The sequence below is a fragment of the Kiloniellales bacterium genome (assembly GCA_030066685.1).
In the GTDB taxonomy this organism is placed as follows: domain Bacteria; phylum Pseudomonadota; class Alphaproteobacteria; order Kiloniellales; family JAKSBE01; genus JAKSBE01.
Window position 1 is genome coordinate 47,245 of sequence record JASJBF010000031.1, and the last position, 19,046, is coordinate 66,290.

Annotated in this window: 13 protein-coding genes and 1 tRNA gene; 8 read left to right on the forward strand and 6 right to left on the reverse strand. The window is 66.8% G+C overall.

The features are described from left to right. Nucleotides 1–68: 68 nt before the first annotated feature. Nucleotides 69–794 carry a hypothetical protein gene (locus tag QNJ30_17435; protein ID MDJ0945254.1) on the forward strand — a complete coding sequence of 242 codons (726 nt, stop codon included), beginning with the start codon at nucleotides 69–71 and terminating at the stop codon, nucleotides 792–794. 188 nt (nucleotides 795–982) lie between these two features. Here QNJ30_17435 and QNJ30_17440 read toward each other — a convergent pair whose 3' ends face one another. From QNJ30_17440 to uvrA, 3 genes are all read right to left on the reverse strand, one after another. Beyond that, the gene (locus QNJ30_17440) at nucleotides 983–1,597 is read right to left on the reverse strand and encodes a hypothetical protein (protein MDJ0945255.1); all 615 of its coding nucleotides are present in this window, start codon (nucleotides 1,595–1,597) and stop codon (nucleotides 983–985) included. 95 nt (nucleotides 1,598–1,692) lie between these two features. Continuing rightward, nucleotides 1,693–2,940, reverse strand: a complete 1,248-nt coding sequence (locus QNJ30_17445; protein MDJ0945256.1) for an adenylate/guanylate cyclase domain-containing protein — start codon at nucleotides 2,938–2,940, stop codon at nucleotides 1,693–1,695. Between the two features lie 102 nt (nucleotides 2,941–3,042). After that, on the reverse strand, nucleotides 3,043–5,919 hold the full coding sequence (gene uvrA / locus QNJ30_17450) for an excinuclease ABC subunit UvrA (protein ID MDJ0945257.1): 2,877 nt from the start codon (nucleotides 5,917–5,919) through the stop codon (nucleotides 3,043–3,045). Between the two features lie 310 nt (nucleotides 5,920–6,229). On the opposite strand from uvrA, the gene ssb reads away from it, so the two are divergent. From ssb to coaD, 5 genes are all read left to right on the forward strand, one after another. Then, a complete protein-coding gene (gene ssb, locus QNJ30_17455) occupies nucleotides 6,230–6,700 on the forward strand; it encodes a single-stranded DNA-binding protein (protein MDJ0945258.1) in 471 nt (156 codons plus the stop codon). Nucleotides 6,701–6,865: 165 nt separating this feature from the next. Then, nucleotides 6,866–8,008, forward strand: a complete 1,143-nt coding sequence (locus QNJ30_17460; GenBank protein ID MDJ0945259.1) for a 2'-deoxycytidine 5'-triphosphate deaminase — start codon at nucleotides 6,866–6,868, stop codon at nucleotides 8,006–8,008. A gap of 146 nt (nucleotides 8,009–8,154) precedes the next feature. Further along, nucleotides 8,155–8,766, forward strand: coding sequence for a hypothetical protein (locus QNJ30_17465; GenBank protein MDJ0945260.1), 612 nt, complete (start codon nucleotides 8,155–8,157; stop codon nucleotides 8,764–8,766). A 298-nt stretch (nucleotides 8,767–9,064) separates the two neighbouring features. Beyond that, on the forward strand, nucleotides 9,065–11,791 hold the full coding sequence (gyrA, locus tag QNJ30_17470; GenBank protein MDJ0945261.1) for a DNA gyrase subunit A: 2,727 nt from the start codon (nucleotides 9,065–9,067) through the stop codon (nucleotides 11,789–11,791). Beyond that, entirely contained in the window at nucleotides 11,788–12,309 is a 522-nt protein-coding gene (gene coaD / locus QNJ30_17475; protein MDJ0945262.1) for a pantetheine-phosphate adenylyltransferase, read from the forward strand. The genes gyrA and coaD overlap by 4 nt, the downstream gene beginning before the upstream one ends. Nucleotides 12,310–12,325: 16 nt before the next feature. Here the strand turns inward: coaD and QNJ30_17480 are convergent, their stop codons facing one another. The 3 genes from QNJ30_17480 to QNJ30_17490 form a co-directional block, all read right to left on the reverse strand. After that, nucleotides 12,326–13,090 (reverse strand): VacJ family lipoprotein, encoded by a 765-nt coding sequence (locus QNJ30_17480; GenBank protein ID MDJ0945263.1) that lies wholly within the window; start codon nucleotides 13,088–13,090, stop codon nucleotides 12,326–12,328. Between the two features lie 9 nt (nucleotides 13,091–13,099). Beyond that, nucleotides 13,100–14,422, reverse strand: coding sequence for an alpha/beta fold hydrolase (locus QNJ30_17485; GenBank protein ID MDJ0945264.1), 1,323 nt, complete (start codon nucleotides 14,420–14,422; stop codon nucleotides 13,100–13,102). A gap of 102 nt (nucleotides 14,423–14,524) precedes the next feature. Then, nucleotides 14,525–16,372: an adenylate/guanylate cyclase domain-containing protein gene (locus tag QNJ30_17490; protein MDJ0945265.1), complete on the reverse strand. Its 1,848-nt coding sequence runs from the start codon at nucleotides 16,370–16,372 to the stop codon at nucleotides 14,525–14,527. A 211-nt stretch (nucleotides 16,373–16,583) separates the two neighbouring features. Here QNJ30_17490 and QNJ30_17495 point away from each other — a divergent pair. Both QNJ30_17495 and QNJ30_17500 read left to right on the forward strand, forming a co-directional pair. Further along, nucleotides 16,584–16,659: transfer RNA gene (locus QNJ30_17495), tRNA-Lys, on the forward strand. A 908-nt stretch (nucleotides 16,660–17,567) separates the two neighbouring features. Further along, entirely contained in the window at nucleotides 17,568–18,920 is a 1,353-nt protein-coding gene (locus tag QNJ30_17500; protein MDJ0945266.1) for an NADP-dependent malic enzyme, read from the forward strand. Nucleotides 18,921–19,046 lie beyond the last annotated feature (126 nt).

The window sequence follows — 19,046 nt, forward strand, 5'->3', positions numbered from 1 at the left end:
TGCAATCTGAAGGAAGATCCCTGCCGAAGGCTGCGCTTCTGGCGGGCGCGGCCAATGGGGGGCGATAGATGGCGAACGGCATGCAGGCGTGGCGGCTGGTCTGCGTTCTTGGCCTGGGTTTGGGGCTTTCCGGTTGCTTGTTCAATCACGGCAGCAACCTGCCGCGGGCCGAGGCGGCGCTGGCCTACAGCGCCCAGAACCCCTTGCAGCCCGATGACTTCACCCTTTGCCGCGACCACGGCTGTGCGACCGAACGCAAGGTCAGCCTGACCCCGACGGAATGGGCGGAGATCACCGCGCCGTTGCGTGTGGCGGCGGCGGACGCCCGCTCGGAGCGGGCGCAGGTCGCGCGGTCGGTCTCTCGCTTCGAGCTCGCGGTCGGCCCCAAGGCGGGCACCGCCGGCGACGTGGGCGGCACCTTGACCGGCTTCGGCGAGGGCGGGCAGCAGGACTGCGTCGACGAGGCGGTGACCACCACGCGCTTCCTACTCATGTTGGAGAAGGATAGGCTGCTCCGCCACCACGTCGTCAGCACGCCGGTCCATCGGGCCTGGATTCCCGGGGAGATCACCCACCTCACCGCGACCGTGGTCGAGCTGGAGGGCGGACGCGGCCGCTACGCCATCGACTCCTGGTTCCACGGCAACGGTCACCTCGCCGAAGTCGTCGGCATCGAGGCCTGGCTCGAGGGCTGGGAGCCGCCGGTCTGGCGCTTCCGAGCGACCAACGAGCGAAGCGATCTGCAGAAGCTGGCCAGCGACGGAGACGAGCGCCTCTCCAGCCAATCCAGATAGGCGGCGGGCGGAGAGGGCGTGCGGGCCGTGCCTTCAGACTGAAACAGTCTGAGCGGACTTAGGGCATTGTCCGATCAGATGGAATCGCTTTGCGATCCATCTGGCCGAATGTAATGCCCTTGTTCCAACGTGTTAGCGCACTACTCCCGGCCAGACGCAAAGGCGTCTGATCGGGAAGTGCGCTAGAGTCAGGCTTCGGAAAGGGACAGCGGTTTTTGGTCCGGCTTGTCGACCAGCTCGCCGTCGGTCGACAGGCCGTAGCGCTCGATGCGATGGGGCGTCGAAGCTTCGAGGCCGAAAACCTCGACCCAGATGTACCGTCCCAGCTCGAAGGCGAGCTCGGGGTCCTGGCCGCAATCGACGAAGAGAGCCTCGCGGGCGTGCGAGCTCAGCTTGGGCCGGATGCGCAGGGGCATTCCCCGGTCTCGGCAATAGGCCTCGATCCGGGGTGCGAAATCCCGTGACCACTTGAGAACCGGGAAGACGAGCTGGATGCCGTAGTCGCCGGGGCCGCGGATGTACTTGTCGAACTCGATGGCCAGCTTCGAGCCCGCCGCCGCGGGCCGGAGGCGCACCCAGGCGCCGCGGAAGCCGCTCCGAAGCAGGTAGGCGATGGCGGGCGCGGCCTGGGCAAGGTCGTGGTTCTCGGTTTCCCGCGCCCTGGCCTGTGTCCCGTTCCTTCGTTGTGCCTGTCGGGCGGCTTTCCTGCGCCCCGAATCCAGGAACACAAGGCCGAGGAAGAGCGTGACGATGACTGCGAGCGCGAACCAAAGATAGCCGGGCAAGGTCTCTGCTGGCGACATAATCGAGGTCCCCTGGCCAGGAGCGGACTGCCGTCGAGACCTATCCTATGTCCTCTGGGTGTAAAGCTTTGGTTAAGCGCGCCGGCAGGCCGGGCCTAGCGCTTTGCCTCGCCGGCCAGGGTGAAGACCTCCCGGTCGCCGTCGATGCCCTTGAAGGCGTGGCGGCCGAGGGAGCGGTGGGGGCGGCCGCAGCGTTCGGCCACCTTGTGGGAGAACACGATCGGCGGGTCGAGGTCGCGGGCCTTGTCCTCGATCCGGGTCACCAGGTTCACCGCCGGGCCGATGACCGTGAAGTCGAGCCGCGCCGGCGCGCCGATGTTGCCGTACATGACGTCGCCCTTGTGCAGCGCGATGCCGCAGCGCAGCGGTACCTTGCCCTCTTCCCGGCGCGCCTCGTTGAGACGTTCCAGGCCCTGCAGGGCTTCGAGGCCGGCGTCGATGGCGGCGCAGCAGGCCTTTTCGGGGCTCAAGCCGTCGGTGATCGGGAAGATCGCCAGGATCGCGTCGCCGATGAACTTCAGGATCTCGCCGCCGTGGGCCTCGATGGGGACGGCCATCTGCTCGAAGTAGCCGTTCAGCAGCGCGATCAGCTCGTCCCGTGGCAGCCGCTCGGACATCCCGGTGAAGTCGCGCAGGTCGCAGTACCACAGCACGGCGTTGATCTCCTCGCCGTCACCGCGCTTGATCGTGCCGTTGAGGATCTTGCGCCCGGTGCGCGGCCCGACGTAGGCGTCGAGCAGGCCGCGCGCCGTGCGCAGCAGATGGCGCAGCTCGAGCACGGCGCCCAGGGCCGGCAGCACGGCGTCGATCAGCGCGATGTCGGCCGCGCCGAAGCCCTGCGGGTTCTTGGTCGAGAAGCCGATGGCGTTGATCCGGCCGGTGGAGAAGGGCAGGGGGCGTATGGTGTAGTCGTGGTAGCCCTGGGTGCGCAGGTCTTCGAGGATCGGAAACGCCAGCTTGCCTTCGCCCGGTTCGATTCGAGTGTGGATCGGGGCGCCGCCTTCGTAGATGTGTCGGATCGGGCTCACCATGTAGAGCGGCGAGACCTCGATTCCGTGCTCGCGGTCCATCTCCTGCGCGCCGCCGGCCTCGCGGTGCCAGAAGATGCCGCTGGTCCGGATCTGGGGGTGAAGCTGCGGCGAGTGGAAGGTCGCCCGGTCCAAAGGCAGGCCGGCCTCGACCAGGCGCCGACAGAACTGGTCGAAGATCAGGGTCGGCCGAGTGCTGCGCAACCGCTCTTCCAAGAGCCAGTCGACGATGGCCCGGCGCGGGGTCTTGGATCCGCAAACGGACTTCTCGCGACGGCCCAGGTCCGGGCCTTCCGCGTCGGGGGCGTCATTCATGTGTTCCGCCACGCTTCGTATGGGCACGGTGCCGTGCCTCTTTTCACCTCCCAATATGGGTGGCCTCGGGCGGACGACCAAACGTCCAAATCGTGCAGAGGCTCAGGCGGTCTTCTTCGGTTGGGGCAGGCGGGCCTGCAGCAGGGGGGCCAGGTACTGGCCGGTGTAGCTGCTCGCCGTGCCGGCGATGTCCTCCGGCGTGCCGGTGGCGATGATCTCGCCGCCCTTGTCGCCGCCCTCGGGGCCGAGGTCCAGGACCCAGTCGGCGGTCTTGATGACCTCGAGGTTGTGCTCGATGACGACCACCGTGTTGCCCTGCTCGACCAGAGCGTGGAGCACCTCGAGCAGCTTGCGGACGTCCTCGAAGTGCAGGCCGGTGGTCGGCTCGTCCAGGATGTAGAGGGTGCGGCCCGTGGCCCGGCGCGACAGCTCCTTGGCCAGCTTGACCCGCTGGGCCTCGCCGCCGGAGAGCGTGGTCGCCGGCTGGCCGACGTGGATGTAGCCGAGGCCGACCCGGGACAGGGTCTCCAGCTTGTTGCGGATCGCCGGCACCGCCTTGAAGAACGCCAGAGCTTCTTCGACCGTCATGTCAAGGACGTCGGCGATACTCTTGCCCTTGAAATGAATTTCCAGGGTCTCGCGGTTGTAGCGCTGGCCCTTGCAGACGTCGCACTGGACGTAGACGTCGGGCAAAAAGTGCATCTCGATCTTGATCACGCCGTCGCCCTGGCAGGCCTCGCAGCGGCCGCCCTTGACGTTGAAGGAGAAGCGGCCGGGCTTGTAGCCGCGCGCCCCGGCCTCCGGCAGCCCGGCGAACCAGTCGCGGATCGGGGTGAAGGCGCCGGTGTAGGTCGCCGGGTTGGAGCGCGGCGTGCGGCCGATGGGCGACTGGTCGATGTCGATGATCTTGTCCAGGTGCTCTAGCCCGGTGATCTTGTCGTGGGCGCCGGGCTGGCCGCGGGCGCCGTGCAGTCGCCGGGCCAGGGCCTTGTAGAGGGTCTCGATGATCAGGGTCGACTTGCCGCTGCCCGAGACCCCGGTGATGCAGGTGAAGGTGCCCAGCGGGATCTCCGCCGCGACGCCCTTGAGGTTGTGGGCGCTGGCGCCAGCGATGCGGATCGACTGCCTGCGGTGCCCCTTGCGCCGGGTCTTGGGCAGGGGGATCTGGCGGATGCCGGTCAGGTACTGGCCGGTCAGGCTGTCCGGGCTCTGCATGATGCGGTCCGGCCGGCCGACGGCGATGACCTCGCCGCCGTGGGTGCCGGCGGCGGGGCCCATGTCGACCACGTAGTCGGCCTCGCGGATCGCCTCCTCGTCATGCTCGACCACGATCACCGTGTTGCCCAGGTCGCGCAGCCGCTTGAGGGTCTCCAGCAGGCGGGCGTTGTCGCGCTGGTGCAGGCCGATCGAGGGTTCGTCCAGGACGTAGAGCACGCCGGTCAGGCCCGAGCCGATCTGCGAGGCCAGGCGGATCCGCTGGCTCTCGCCGCCGGACAAGGTGCCGGAGGCGCGCGACAGGGTCAGATAGCCCAGGCCGACGCTGCGCAGGAACCCGAGGCGCTCGTTGATCTCCTTGAGGATCCGCTGGGCGATCTCACGGCGCTTCGGCGTCAGGTGCTCGGGCACGGCCTCGAACCAGTCGCCCGCCTCTGCGACCGACATCTCGGCGACTTCGCTGATGTGCAGCCGGGCGATCTTGACCGCCAGGGCCTCGGGCTTGAGGCGGGCGCCGTCGCAGGCCTCGCAGGGCTTGGTCGCCTGGTACTTGGAGAGCTCGTCCCGGACCCAGTCGCTGTCGGTCTCCAGCCAGCGCCGCTCCATGTTGGGGATCACGCCCTCAAAGGGCTTTCGGGTCTCGTAGCTGCGCAGGCCGTCGTCGTAGCGCAGGGTGACGATTGCGTCGCCAGTGCCGAAGAGGATCGCCTCGCGGACCGGCGCCGGCAGGTCGCGCCAGGGCTCGTGGGTCGAGACCTTGAAGTGCCGCGCGAGGCTGTCCAAGGTCTGGCTGTAGTACTGCGAGGTCGAATGGGCCCAGGGCGCGATCACGCCCTCGCTGAGGCTCTTGTCCGCGTCCGGCACCACCAGGTCGGCGTCCATGTACATGGTCGTGCCCAGACCGTCGCAGGCGGGGCAGGCGCCGAAGGGGTTGTTGAAGGAGAAGAGCCGCGGCTCGATCTCGTCAATGGTGAAGCCCGAGACGGGACAGGCGAAGCGGGCCGAGAAGGTGGTGCGCGCGCCGCCGTCGGCGTCCTCGACGAAGGCCAGGCCGTCGGCCAGGTTGAGCGCGGTCTCGAAGCTGTCGGCCAGGCGCTGCTCCAGGTCCGGGCGCAGGACCAGGCGGTCGACCACGACCTCGATGTCGTGCTTGCGCTTCTTGTCCAGGGCCGGCGCCTCGTCGATCTCGTGGATCCGGCCGTCGATCTTGACCCGCTGGAAGCCGCGCTTCTGCAGCTCGGCCAGCTCCTTGCGGTACTCGCCCTTGCGGCCGCGCACGATGGGCGCCAGCAGGTAGAGCCGGGTGCCCTCCGGCATCTCCATGACCCGGTCGACCATCTGGCTGACGGTCTGGCTCTCGATCGGCAGGCCGGTCGCCGGGGAATAGGGCACGCCGACCCGGGCGAAGAGCAGGCGCATGTAGTCGTAGATCTCGGTCACGGTGCCGACCGTCGAGCGCGGGTTGCGCGAGGTCGTCTTCTGCTCGATCGAGATCGCCGGCGAGAGCCCCTCGATGGAATCGACGTCGGGCTTCTGCATCAGCTCGAGGAACTGCCGGGCGTAGGCCGAGAGCGATTCGACGTAGCGCCGCTGGCCCTCGGCGTAGATGGTGTCGAAGGCGAGGGAGGATTTGCCCGAGCCGGAGAGCCCCGTGATCACCACCAGCTTGTCGCGCGGCAGGTCGAGGTCGACGTTCTTCAGGTTATGTTCGCGCGCCCCGCGGACAGCGATTCTGGCTCCGTGGAGCCCGGTTGCGTCGATCACGGATCTGGTCACCCTATGAGGTCGTCTTGGTCTTCCCGGTTGGTCCCACTATGGGCGATTGGCCCGGCAAAATCGAGCCTCCCGGACAGCCAAGCGCCAAGCTCCTGACATAGCTGGAGACTTTTCCGGGGCTTGGCAAGAGCCGCGCTTGCGTTATCATGTTCACTGTATGTTCTGGGGTGCGACTCGGGCGTTTTGGCTCGTCTTGCAGAACGTTACGCAGGGTCGTTGCCTGTGGATCGTTGGCCTTTGCGCGATCCGGGTGCGGTCGCTAGAGTCCGCGAAAGAATCGAGGAAGGAGCGCCGAAACATGGCGGGGAGCGTCAACAAGGTCATTCTGGTCGGCAACCTGGGGCGGGATCCGGAGATCCGCACGACCAACGACGGCACCAAGGTCGCCAACCTGTCGCTGGCGACCAGCGAGAGCTGGCGCGACCGCAATAGCGGCGAGCGGCGCGAGCGGACCGAATGGCACCGGGTGGTGATCTTCAACGACCGCTTGGTCGACGTCGTCGAGAAGTACTTGAACAAGGGCTCCAAGATCTACGTCGAGGGCCAGCTCCAGACCCGCAAGTGGACCGACAGGGACGGCCAGGAGCGCTATACCACAGAGGTCGTGCTGCAGCGCTTCCGCGGCGAGCTGACCATGCTGGACGGCCGGAGCGGCGGCGGCGGGGGCGACTTCGGCGGCGGCGGTGGTGGCGGCCAGGACTTCGGCGGAGGCGGCGGGGCGCCCTCCGGCGGCGGCGCCGGCGACCTCGACGACGACATCCCGTTTTAGCGGGCGCTGAGCACTTGCAACACCCACCACTGTCATTGCCGGACTTGATCCGGCAATCCATAGGCTGGCAGCAGGGCGCGGTGGCTGCCATGGATGCCCGGATCAAGTCCGGGCATGACAGCGAGGGACTACGGCCCGATCGCTGTCCCTGGGATACGCGAGGCCATGACCGGCGCTAGCCTCCAGCAGTCCGACGCCTCCGAGCTCCGCGGCATCTTGCCGGCACAGGGGATCGAGGGGGCGATCGCGGCGGGTCAGATCACGGCCGCGGCGCCGATCGAGGCGGAGCAGGTGCAGCCGGCGAGCCTCGACCTGCGGATCGGGGCGGAGGCCTACCGGGTCCAGGCGAGCTTCCTGCCCGGGCCGGAGGCCAGCGTCATGGAGCGGGTGGCGGCGCTGGAGATGCACCGGCTCGACCTGACCGCGCCGGCGGTCCTCGAGCGCGGCTGCGTCTACATCGTGCCGCTGCAGGAATCCCTGGCGCTGCCGGCGGAGCTCTCTGCGCGCGCCAATCCCAAGAGCAGCACCGGGCGCCTCGACGTCTTCGCGCGCCTGATCACCGACCGGGGCCGCGCCTTCGAGGACATCCCGGCCGGCTACCAAGGGCCGCTCTACGCCGAGATCTCGCCGCGCACCTTCAGCGTCCTGCTGCGCGCCGGCGATCGCCTGAACCAGCTGCGCCTGATCAGCGGCGGCCCGGCGCCCGGCGACGCCCTGCTGGCCCAGGTGCACGCGCAGCACAAGCTGGTCTACGCCGCCGACGACCGGCCCGAGGACCCGCTGATCTCCGGCGGGCTCTGGATGTCCCTCGACCTCGCCCTCGGCGAGGTGGTGGGCTACCGGGCCAAGCGCCACGCGCCGATCATCGACCTGGCCAAGCGGCGCCACTACGAGGTGCTCGACTTCTGGGACCCGATCCCGGCACGCCCCGGCGGCCTGATTCTCAACCCGGACGACTTCTACATCTTGGCCTCCAAGGAGCGGATCCGGGTGCCGCCGGACTACGCCGCCGAGATGGTTGCCTACGACACCTCGGTCGGCGAGTACCGGGCGCACTACGCCGGGTTCTTCGATCCAGGCTTCGGCTACGGCGAGGGCGAGATCCTGGGCACCCGGGCGGTGCTGGAGGTGCGCTCCCACGAGGTGCCCTTCCTCCTGGAGGACGGCCAGGTCGTCGGGCGCCTGCTCTACGAGCCGCTGACCGAACGCCCGGCCCAAGTCTACGGCCAGGGCATCGGCTCCTCCTATCAGCGCCAGTCCCTGGCCTTGGCCAAGCAGTTCAAGTCTCCCGGGCTTTCGGCATCGTAATGCGCTGGTCATCCTGGCTGGGCATCTCTCGCGGAAAGCGGGCGGTTGTGCCAACGAGGCAGCGCGACAGGCTCCGGATTCACGGTGTTCATTCGGTCGAAGGGCCGGCAGCACGCGCGATCTTCATAGAGGCCACTCGGAATGAGTTGGAAGCCGCCGGTTTCGAGCTGGATCGCGACCGCCGCTTCGCCAGGCGGGCGTCCGAGGAGATCACTCATCTACTGGCGCTCATGCCCTTTAAGGGGAAAACCTATGGCTTTCAGTGGGGTGTCTCCCTCAGCTTCCTGCCACACGCCTGGAAGCGTCGGCCGGAATGGCATCGGACGGTCCGCGGGGCCCGAATGGATCTGTTTCATCTGCTGTACGACGATTTCCTGGTGAAAGACCCAGACCCAGAAGCCAAGCCCGGCGAAATCGACGGCCTCTATGGCGAAGCCGTCTTGCGTGAAGACCTCAGAATGGCCTGGACGACGCAACGGCAGCGGCTTTTCGACTGGTTCGAAAGAGCCACCGATGTTCAGGGCGTCGCAGCGATAGCAGGAGAGCAGTCGGCCTATTTCGATGCGGCCAATGGCTACCTGCATTGGCCGACCCCACGTCTGGTTCAGGCCTTCTGCTTGGCGAGGCTAGGGCGGCGTGACGAGGCGAGCGCCCTTCTGGAGCTCGAAATCTCAAAGAGCGAAGGGGAACTCAATCCGGTGGACGGCCTTCGGTCGGCATTCGAGATCGTCTTAAGCAGGGGTGGAACAGAGAGCTAGGAGGCGGTTTCCCGGCCCTGGTAGAGCAGTTCAAGAACCCCGATTCGCAGGCGCGAGACGGGTGACTGTGGCGGGCCATGGAAGGGCTCGCAAAGGCTCGAATTTCTCGCTGTGAATCAAAGCTCTAGAAGTCGTTTCTGGCCCCCCCTCAAGCATTGTTCGCACCTGCGGCAACTGCTATAAACCAGTCGGCCGGCATCTCGCGATGCGGCCTCGATTCCGCGCTTTGCCTCGGCCACCAAGAGGCGCCCAGGGGCTGCCCCCCCTGAGGTTCATTCAGCCATCAGGAACAGACTTCTTGGACACGCCCACGCCTTTGCCGCCTGACTTCGACGTAGAGCCGGTCACGATCGAAGACGAGATGCGGCGCTCCTACCTCGATTACGCCATGAGCGTGATCGTGTCGCGGGCGCTGCCGGACGTCCGCGACGGCCTGAAGCCGGTCCACCGGCGCATCCTCTACGGGATGAAGGAGCAGGGCAACGACTGGAACCGCGCCTACCGGAAGTGCGCCAAGACGGTCGGCGAGGTCATGGGCAACTACCATCCCCACGGCGACAACGCGATCTACGACGCCCTGGTGCGCATGGCGCAGGACTTCTCCATGCGGCTGCCGCTGGTCGACGGCCAGGGCAACTTTGGCTCGATGGACGGTGACGCCGCGGCGGCGATGCGCTACACGGAATCGCGCCTCACCCGGGTCGCCAGCGACGGCCTGCTGGAGGATATCGACAAGAACACCGTCGACTTCCAGCCCAACTACGACGAGACGAGCAAGGAGCCGGTGGTCCTGCCGGCGCGCTTTCCCAACCTGCTGGTCAACGGCGCCGGCGGCATCGCGGTCGGCATGGCGACCAACATCCCGCCGCACAACCTGGGCGAGGTGATCGACGCCTGCTGCGCCTACGTGGACGACCCGGCGATCTCGATCGACGCCCTGATCGACATCGTGCCCGGTCCGGACTTCCCCACCGGCGGGGTGATCCTGGGCCGGGCCGGCATCCGCGAGGCCTATCACAAGGGCCGCGGCTCGGTGGTGATCCGCGCCAAGGCGACGGTCGAGGAGCTGCCAAAGGACCGTTCGGCGATCGTCTTCACCGAGATCCCCTACCAGGTGAACAAGAGCCGCCTGGCGGCGAGGATCGGCGAGCTGGCGCGCGAGAAGACCATCGAAGGCATCTCCGACATCCGCGACGAGAGCAATCGCGAAGGCGTGCGCCTGGTGATCGAGGTTCGGCGCGACGCCATGCCCGAGATCGTCCTGAACCAGCTCTACCGCTATACCGCGCTGCAAACCTCCTTCGGCGTCAACATGCTGGCCATCGACAACGGCCGGCCGGGCATGATGACCCTGAAGGAGATCATCGGCGCCTTCGTCCGCTTCCGCGAAGAGGTCATCACCCGGCGCACGATCTTCGACCTCGGCAAGGCGCGGGAGCGGGCCCACATCCTGGCCGGCCTAGCCATCGCCGTGGCCAACATCGACGAGGTGATCCGCCTGATCCGGGCCGCGCCGGATCCCAACGCGGCGCGCGAGGCCTTGCTGGCGCGGTCCTGGCCGGCCGAGGAGGTCGCCGACCTGATCGCCCTGATCGACGAGCCCGGACACAAGGTCGCCGCGGACGGCACCTACCGTCTCTCGGAGGCCCAGGCACGGGCCATCCTGGACCTGCGCCTGCAGCGCCTGACCGGCCTGGAGCGGGAGAAGATCGCCGACGAGCTGAAGGCGCTGGCGGCGCAGATCCTCGACCTGCTCGACATCCTGGGGTCCCGCGAGCGGCTGCTCTCGGTCCTGCGCGGTGAGCTGGTCGAGATCAAGGAGCGCTTCGGCGATCCCCGGCGCACGACCATCGAGGACGTCGAGTTCGAGCACGACGTCGAGGACCTGATCCAGCGCGAGGACATGGTCGTCACCGTCACCCACAACGGCTACATCAAGCGCGTGCCGCTCTCGACCTATCGCTCGCAGCGCCGCGGCGGCAAGGGCCGCGCCGGCATGTCGACCCGAGACGGCGACTTCGTCAGCCGCGTCTTCGTCTGCTCGACCCATACCCCGGTGCTGTTCTTCTCCTCGCGCGGCATGGCTTACAAGCTCAAGGTCTACAAGCTGCCGGTCGCCTCGCCGCAGGCGCGGGGCCGGCCGATGGTCAACCTGCTGCCGCTGCAGGAGGGCGAGACCATCACCACGACCATGGCCATGCCCGAGGACGAGGACACCTGGGACGCCTTCTTCGTCATGTTCGCCACCTCGGCCGGAACGGTGCGGCGCAACCGTCTGTCGGACTTCGTCCGGGTCCAGGCCAACGGCAAGATCGCCATGAAGCTGGAGGAGGGTGCGCGGCTGGTCAGCGTGCAGACCTGCAACGAGGACCAGGACGTGCTGCTCGCCACCGCGGCCGGCAAGTGCGTGCGCTTCCCGATGGACGACGTCCGGCTCTTCGCCGGCCGGACCTCGGCAGGCGTGCGGGGCATCAAGCTGGCCGCCGACGACCATGTCATCTCGATGTCGATCCTCGACCATGTCGAGGTCGAGACCGAGGAGCGCGACGCCTACTTCCTTCGAGACCGGGACGAGGACCAGCTCTCCGAGGCAGCCCTGGCGGCGAAGCGCGGCCTGGACCCGGCGCGGGCCGAGGAGCTGGCCGGCAAGGAGCAGTTCATCCTCGCGATTGCCGAGGACGGCCTGGGCAAGCGCAGCTCGGCCTACGAGTACCGGATCACCGCGCGCGGCGGCAAGGGTATCGACAACCTCGACCTCAGCCGCGGCCGGAAGGGCAGCGACTCTCGGGTGGTCGCGGCCTTCCCGGTCGAGCAGGAGGATCAGATCATGCTGGTCTCCGACGGCGGCCAGATCATCCGGGTCGGAGTCCAGGACATCAGCCTGCAGCGGCGCGCCACCCGCGGCGTGCGCATCTTCCACGTGGCCGAGGACGAGCGGGTGGTCTCGGTGACGCGGCTGGAAGACGAGAACGGCCAGGACGAGGAAGCGGTGTCGGACCCCGGGTCGGAGGAGGGGGCGTCATGACCCAGCGCAAGCCCCTGGTCGGGGTCTACCCGGGGACCTTTGATCCGATCACTTTCGGGCACATGGACATTATTTCCCGCGCCACGCGGGTGGTCGACCACCTAATCGTCGCGGTGGCGCACAACGCCGGCAAGGGGCCGCTGTTCTCGATCGACGAGCGGGTCCAGATGGTCCGAGAGGAGCTCGGCGCGATCGAGACCAACAGCGCCGAAGTCGAGGTCCGATCGTTCCGCAACCTGCTGATGCACTTCACCCAGGAAGTCGGCGCCCGGGTCATCATCCGCGGCCTGCGGGCGGTCTCGGACTTCGAGTATGAGTTCCAGATGGCGTCCATGAACGCACGCCTGGACCCCGACGTCGAGACGGTCTTCCTCACCGCCTCGGAGCGTCAGCAGTTCATCGCCTCGCGCCTGGTCAAGGAGATCGCGGTGTTGGGCGGCGACATCACCAGCTTCGTCAGCCCGCGGGTGGCCGAGCACGTGCGGGCGCGCTGTGCCAACCCGCGCGACCTCGATTAGCCCCTGACGGGGTCTCTTACTGCGCGATGTCGATCTGGCGTCTCTTGGTGTAGAGCAGCCTGACCAGATCGTATTCGTAGGGCGAGCCGGATTCCCAGTAGCGGAAATTGATCCGGCTGCGCGTGTCGACCGCGCGCAGGCCGGTGATCACCGGATAGCGTTGTTCGATCGTGGCCATGTTGAAGGGGTCGACGAGCGCGAACGCGACGGTGTCGCCGATCAGTCCGACCGTATCGCGCAGGTTCGAAGGCCCGAAGATCGGCAGGACGAGGTAGGGACCGCCCGGCACGCCGTAGCGGCCCAGGGTCTGGCCCAGGTCCTCGCGGATCTGCTGGATCCCCATCTCGCTGGCGATGTCGATCAGGCCGCCCAGCCCCAGAATGGTGTTCAGCGAGAAGCGCAGCGCGGCGCGGCCCGCCCGGATCGGCTTCAGCTGCAGGGCGCCGTTGGCGAATGTGATGAGCTCGGTGATGTTGGAGAAGAAGTTGGAAACGCCCTTTTGCGCGAGGTCCGGAGTGACGGTCTGGTAGGCTTCGACGACGGGCAGGAAGACGAAGCGGTCGAACTCGGTATTGAAGTTGTAGACCGCCCGGTTGAAGCCCTCCAGGGGATCCGAGACCTCGATCGGATGCTGCTCCGAGCGGTCGATGAACTCGTCGGCCGGGTATACCGGCGGGTCCAGATCCGCCGCCGTTCGCTCCCCACCGGCGCAGGCGAGGAGCGGCAAGGTGAGCAGGAGCGCCGAGAAGATCCGAAGGATGGATTTGCCAGGCTTCCGCATCGATCGGCGTCAGTCCCTGAAGAAGCGGACGATGCGGGCGACGACTGTGTGGTGCTCGAGATTCCCCATGTGGCCGCCGGTCGGAAAGATGGTTGCCCGGTTGCCGAAGACCTGACGCAGGTAGTCGATCTCGCCGCGGGCCAGGATGATGTCGTCTTCGTTGTGGATCAGGCCGATTTTGTCAGTCGCCCTCAGGTAGGGCTCGATCGCCCTGAAGCTGGCCTCCTCGATCAGGGCTTCCTTGGTCAGTCCCGGCTCGCGGTCCCGGAAGTAGGGGTAGAAGAAGCGGTCGAGGTAGTTGCGGAAACCGACCTCCCGGCCGAGGATAAAGAAGTCCGTTAGGGAAGAGGTCGCATGAAGCTGCCGGTTGCGAGGCACGATGAAGCCGAAGCGCGACATCACGTCGGCGGTCAGGATCATGTCGTTTGCCGAGAGGCGGAAGGCGACGCCGACCAGCGCCGCCAGGTCGGTCTCCTCGGGTTCCTTGCGAAGATAGACGCGATAGAGGAAGTCCTGTGAGAAGTCCACGGCGTCGAGCTCGACGTAGACCTCGGCGAAATCCTGGAAGACCTGGTCGAAGAAGGCGCTGAAGTTGGCCATCCCGCCGGGGATGTTCTGCTCTGCCAGATCGTCGAGAAGCCCGATCGAGTTGAACAGGCTGACCGGCGGATTGATCAGCAGGACCTTGCCGAAGCCGAAGGCGCGCTCGGCCTCGTCCAGCTGCGCGACGAAGGGGGCCTGCCAGGCGCCGAGGCTGGCGCCGGCCAGGTGGAACGCCGTCACCTCGACCTCGTCCTTCACCTCGGCGTAGGCCAACTGCATCGTCCGATAGAGGTCTTTGGCGTCGTCCCCGATCCGGCCCGGCACGCCGGTCGTCGAGGCGTTGCGGATGAAGTTCGGGTTGGTCGGCGAGGGCACGCTGATGACGTGGAGGCCCGCGGCGGTCAGGATGCGGGTGAGCAGCCGGCTGGTCGGCGAGATGTCGCTGCCGCCGGTCCCGGCGATGACGAAGACCAGCGGCGCCGGGCCCTCCTGCTTCGCAATCGAGAAGCGAAGCGCCCTGTCGTACCAGAACACGTCGGGCGGCGAGCGGCCCTCGAAGACGGTCAGATCGTGACGAACCGTGACCACGTCCTGCTCTTCGGGAAGATCGGCCTTGTAGCCGGTCGGCGTACCCACCACCGTCGCGGCGAAGGGGTTGACGAAGGGATAGTCGTAGTCCCGGTCGACCACCAGGAGTCGCTCTGTCTCGAAGGGCGGATTCGTCGTGCTCGCGCAGGCCGCGACCAGCAGCAACAGTGGGCCAAAAAAAATGGCCGAGAGGGCTCGCATGAAACCACCAACCATGCTCCAACCTTAACGGCTGCTGCTCTGGAGGCAACAAGGTATCTTTCCTCGCGCGACCGGCGTCGCGGTCTCGCGGTTGCGGCCGTGCTAGGTGTGCAGCCGGTAGACCTCGAGCGCGTCACTCTTGCCGCGGACCTCGAAGCGGCCGGCGAAGTCCAGCTTGAACCCGTCGTCCAGGCGCCCGGCGGTGGCGCCGCTGACCAGGATGACGACGTCCTCGCCCTCGCCCATGTCCTTGCCGAGGGCCTCCAGGCGCTGGCTGCTGTTCACGGTGTCGCCGACGATGGTGTAGTTGATCCGGCCCGGCCAGCCGATGTTGCCGACCACCACGGGCCCGGTGTGGATGCCGATCCGGAGTCGGACCGGGGGCTTGCCTTCGGCCCGCCGCTTGTCGTTGTCGGCGGTCACCGCGGCGGCCATCGCCAGGGCCGCGCGGCAGGCCCGGGCCGCCGTGTCGGGCTGCGGATCCGGGGCGCCCCAGAAGGCCATGAGGGCGTCGCCGATGAACTTGTCCACCGTGCCGTCCTCGGTTTCGACGCAGGATCCCAGCAGGGCGAAGTGCTGGTTGAGGAAGGCCGCGACCTCGGCGGCCGGGATGTGCTCGGACAAGCGGGTGAAATCGGCGATGTCGGTGAAGAGGATGGTCAGCTCGCGCTCCTCGGAGGTCACCGCCTGTTCGCCGCCGGCCTGGATCAGGCGGGTGACCAGCCGGCGCGGGACGTAGGTCTCGAATGACTTGAGGCTGGCGAGCATTGCGTTGAAGGCCTGGGCCTGGTTGTCCAGCTCCCGCAGCCGGCTCGGCCCCAGGGTGTCGACGTGGGCGAGGTCGAGGTGCCCGATACGGGCGGTGCCTTCGGCGACCCGACGGATTGGCCTGGCGATCAGGCGCCCCAGAAGAAATGCCGCGGCCACGGCCAGGACCAGGAGGAGCAGGCTCCATTCGATCGAGCGCACCAGCCGGTCGACGACATTGTCGGCGGTCAGCAGGAACCAAGCGCCGATGTACCAAGGCTTCGGGCCGTAGTCTGCGAGCTCGCGGTAGACGAAGGCGTATTCCTGGTCGCCCAGTTCGGTTCGTACAACCGTGGCATCCAGGCCCTCGGCGCTGAGGCCCTCGATCGGCCGGCCGTTCCAGATCTCTGCCAGGACCGGATCGCCGACCCGGTCGAGCCGAACCACTGGGCTTTCCGGCGACTGATCCGGATGAGCGGAAACGAGGTTGGGGTGGGCCAAGACACCGTCGGTTCCCTCCAGGACGAAGGCGGTGCCTTCGAGGATCCGGCTCAGGTCGGCGGCCAGCGCCGAAAGGTCCTGTACGGAGATCGTGGCGACGAGCAGGCCGACGGTCTCGCCGTCGTGGCGGAGCGGCTGGCGAAGGTTGATCCGGGGCGCGTTTCCGCGGAACACCGTCTTGCCCCAGACGGCGCCTTCGCTGGTCTTCATCTCCTCGGCCGTGGCGCGCATCAGCGGGTCGTCGCTGAACTCGCCCTCCATGATCCCGCTGGTGCCGTCCGCTTCGCGCCAGACGGCGAAGCGACGCAGGTCCGTGTCCCAGGTGAGGAGGGCGGTGATCTGGGGCGTGCCGGCCACGGCACCGGTCAAGAGGTCCCGCAAGCGCGCCCGGTCCTGCAGGTCGATCGCGCCGCTTTCGATTTGACGGGCGATGAAGGCGGCCTGATCTCGGGCCGGCTCCAGGTGGTCGCGCAGGCTGCGGTCCATGTACTCCACCACCAGGGCGGTGACTTCGCCCAGCAGCTGGAAGGTATTCCGCTGACTGGCCGAGACCTGGATGGTGATGACCAGGACCACCGACAGCAGGACCAGCAACGCCATGCTGGCCGCCAGCACCAGGGTCACCGAGGGACGCCAGAGCCGGTCCGGGCCGCGACCCGCGGCCTCCGGCGTCTCGATCAGCTGCCTGCCATCCCCCGGCATCGCCTGGTCCCCGATTTGCAGCCGCGCCTCAAGACAGCGCGATCCTAGAAGATCCGCAAAGCGCTGCCTAGGCAAGCGCTGCGCCCCCGGCCCGGGCGCCGCGGGACCGAAAGGGCGCCGGGGGCGGCGCAGGCCTGGCCCCGGTTGACCCGTCGAGGCCGGCTGCTTATCTTCCGCCCCGAATCGGTGCCAAGTTGCCCACGCCCTCTCGGGGCCCGTAGCTCAGTTGGTAGAGCAACTGACTTTTAATCAGTAGGTCCTAGGTTCGAATCCTAGCGGGCTCACCAATTTTTTCAAATGGTTAGGCGGCATTCTTCTCCAAGCTGGAGTTCTAGCTCCCATGTAGCAACCAAACGGTCGCAATTGAGATCGGAAGAGGTTTACGATCTTGTGTGCCTTGGCAAGAACAGGACCTTGGGAGCAGGAATCTTGGCAGGCAAATCGAGATCACGACGGCGTTGTGGCGCACGACGAAAGCACGATGACCAGGCTTGCCAGGCACCAGCGTATCCGAATGGTCGCTGCAAGCTATGGCGGGCTCTCTACCGGCCCGAAGACACGGGAGAGTCGTGATCGTATTGCTGCAGCTCAGCGCGTTAGGTGGTCGAAATGGCATGCGGCTCGAGACGCTGAAACCTCTTGGGCTGCATCCACATGGCTATGGCGCAGGAGAGATCCCTAACCTCGCCAGTAGGTACCGTGCCCCCACCTCTCTTTGAGTCTGTACCCCCTCCTGATAGTATCTGCACCCAAGGCTAAATCCGGATTTGCTTGATGCAGGAGCCTGGAGTTCTGGTAGGCGCCTCAAGATCACAGCTCGCGGGCCATCGAGGAGTGTATCAGCGTTCCTCGAGGAGGAGATGCCCGCAAGCACTCGGCGCAAGACGTCGAGGTAGACGACTTCCCCGTCTTCGACGCAGCTGTTGAGCTCTCGGGTACAAGGACTCCCTAGAGCGGGATGACATGAAGCCGATCCAGCTTCATGTCTGAATCTCGCTCTCTTTCAACAGTTTAGAGCACGATTCAGACAAGAGGTCGATTCGACCTCATGTCATCGTGCTCTAGCTACCTGACTCAAGGTGTCCAAGCCTGTCAGCTCGTCATGTCTGGCACAGGGTCCAAAACTGCACGACGTTGATCGCAAGCCGGGTATGTTCTTTACCTGGACCGGTGACGCTGTCGATGGAGGTGAGGTATGTCCAGGTCACCACCTGGCGGCGGCGGGCGGAAGAGGACGAAGGGGGAGACCGCACTAAGGCTGCATCGGCTGTGTCGGGGCAAGATCCAGACTCTGCCGAAATGCCCGCTGCGGGGGCTCGAGGACCTCGCCGTCTGGTACACGCCTGGCGTGGCCGCCGCCTCACGTGCGATCGCCGTCGAACCCGATCGCGTTTATGAGCTCACCAACAGGGGCAACTCGGTCGCCGTGCTGACGGATGGAAGCCGCGTCCTCGGCCTCGGCGACATCGGCCCGGAGGCGGCTCTTCCGGTGATGGAAGGCAAGGCTTTGCTGTTCAAGCATTTCGGCGGAGTCGATGCGATCCCCATCTGCATCGCCGCTCAAGCGGAGGCCGAGATCGTCGCCCTCGCGCAGGCGCTGGTGCCTTCCTTTGGCGGCATCAACCTGGAAGACATCTGCGCCCCGAAATGCTTCCGGATCCTCGACGCTCTGCGCGCCGAGCTTCCCATCCCCGTCTGGCACGACGACCAGCAGGGAACGGCCATCGTCGTCCTTGCCGGTCTCGTCAATGCGCTGGAGGTCCTGGGGAAGCGGCTCGCCGACGTGCAGATCGCGCTCATCGGGATCGGCGCCGCCAACATGTCGGTCTACCGCCTGCTCATCGCCGAGGGCGCCCAGCCCGAGCAGATCATCGCCTGCGACAGCAAGGGGACGCTGCATGACGCGCGCGAGGACCTGAAAGCCGCACGTGAAGGCTATCGGGAGAAATGGCAGGTCTGCCGCGAGACGAACCCGAAGCGGATCGCTGGCGGCGTCTTGGAAGCGCTCCGAGGCGCGGACGTCTGCCTGGCCTTCTCGCAGCCCGGGCCCAACATCATTCCAGCCCAGGCGATCAAAGCGATGGCGCGTGATCCGATCGTCTTTGCCTGCGCCAATCCGGTGCCCGAGATCTGGCCCCACGAGGCGCAGGCGGCGGGGGCCAGGATCATCGCGACAGGGCGCAGCGATTTCGAGAATCAGGTCAACAATTCTCTCGCCTTTCCGGGGGTCTTCCGTGGCGTGCTCGACGTGCAGGCAAGCGCAATCACGGACGGCATGGTCCGAAGCGCAGCCTATGCCCTCGCGCGTTGCGCGAAGGACCGCGGGCTTTCGGAAGATGCGATCCTGCCCCGCACCGACGACATGGAGGTCGCTGCTTCGGTGGCTGCCGCGATAGGTGAACAGGCGCAACGAGACGGCGTTGCCAGGCGGCAAGCCAGCCGTGACGCGCTTTTCCGTGATGCCATGGAGAGGATTCGAGGGGCCCGTGAGGCCAGTCGCTTGCTTTTGGACGCAGGGTTGATCCCCTGTCTCCCTCAAGAGCCCTAGGGGGCGCGGCAAGAGCTGACCAAGCGGCTCTCTTGCATCGTTCGTGCTATCTTCCAGGCAGTGCAGGAAAGCAAATAGGGCTCTAACCTCAGGCAGCGAAGCGCGAAGGGCCGAGGGCCGCTATGC

Excerpts from the sequence above, each read along its gene's own strand:
- QNJ30_17435 (MDJ0945254.1), top strand. The coding sequence starts at position 69 with ATGGCGAACGGCATGCAGGCGTGGCGGCTGGTCTGCGTTCTTGGCCTG.
- QNJ30_17440 (MDJ0945255.1), bottom strand. The coding sequence starts at position 1,597 with ATGTCGCCAGCAGAGACCTTGCCCGGCTATCTTTGGTTCGCGCTCGCA.
- QNJ30_17445 (MDJ0945256.1), bottom strand. The coding sequence starts at position 2,940 with ATGAATGACGCCCCCGACGCGGAAGGCCCGGACCTGGGCCGTCGCGAG.
- ssb (MDJ0945258.1), top strand. The coding sequence starts at position 6,230 with ATGGCGGGGAGCGTCAACAAGGTCATTCTGGTCGGCAACCTGGGGCGG.
- QNJ30_17460 (MDJ0945259.1), top strand. The coding sequence starts at position 6,866 with ATGACCGGCGCTAGCCTCCAGCAGTCCGACGCCTCCGAGCTCCGCGGC.
- coaD (MDJ0945262.1), top strand. The coding sequence starts at position 11,788 with ATGACCCAGCGCAAGCCCCTGGTCGGGGTCTACCCGGGGACCTTTGAT.
- QNJ30_17480 (MDJ0945263.1), bottom strand. The coding sequence starts at position 13,090 with ATGCGGAAGCCTGGCAAATCCATCCTTCGGATCTTCTCGGCGCTCCTG.
- QNJ30_17485 (MDJ0945264.1), bottom strand. The coding sequence starts at position 14,422 with ATGCGAGCCCTCTCGGCCATTTTTTTTGGCCCACTGTTGCTGCTGGTC.
- QNJ30_17490 (MDJ0945265.1), bottom strand. The coding sequence starts at position 16,372 with ATGCCGGGGGATGGCAGGCAGCTGATCGAGACGCCGGAGGCCGCGGGT.
- QNJ30_17500 (MDJ0945266.1), top strand. The coding sequence starts at position 17,568 with ATGTCCAGGTCACCACCTGGCGGCGGCGGGCGGAAGAGGACGAAGGGG.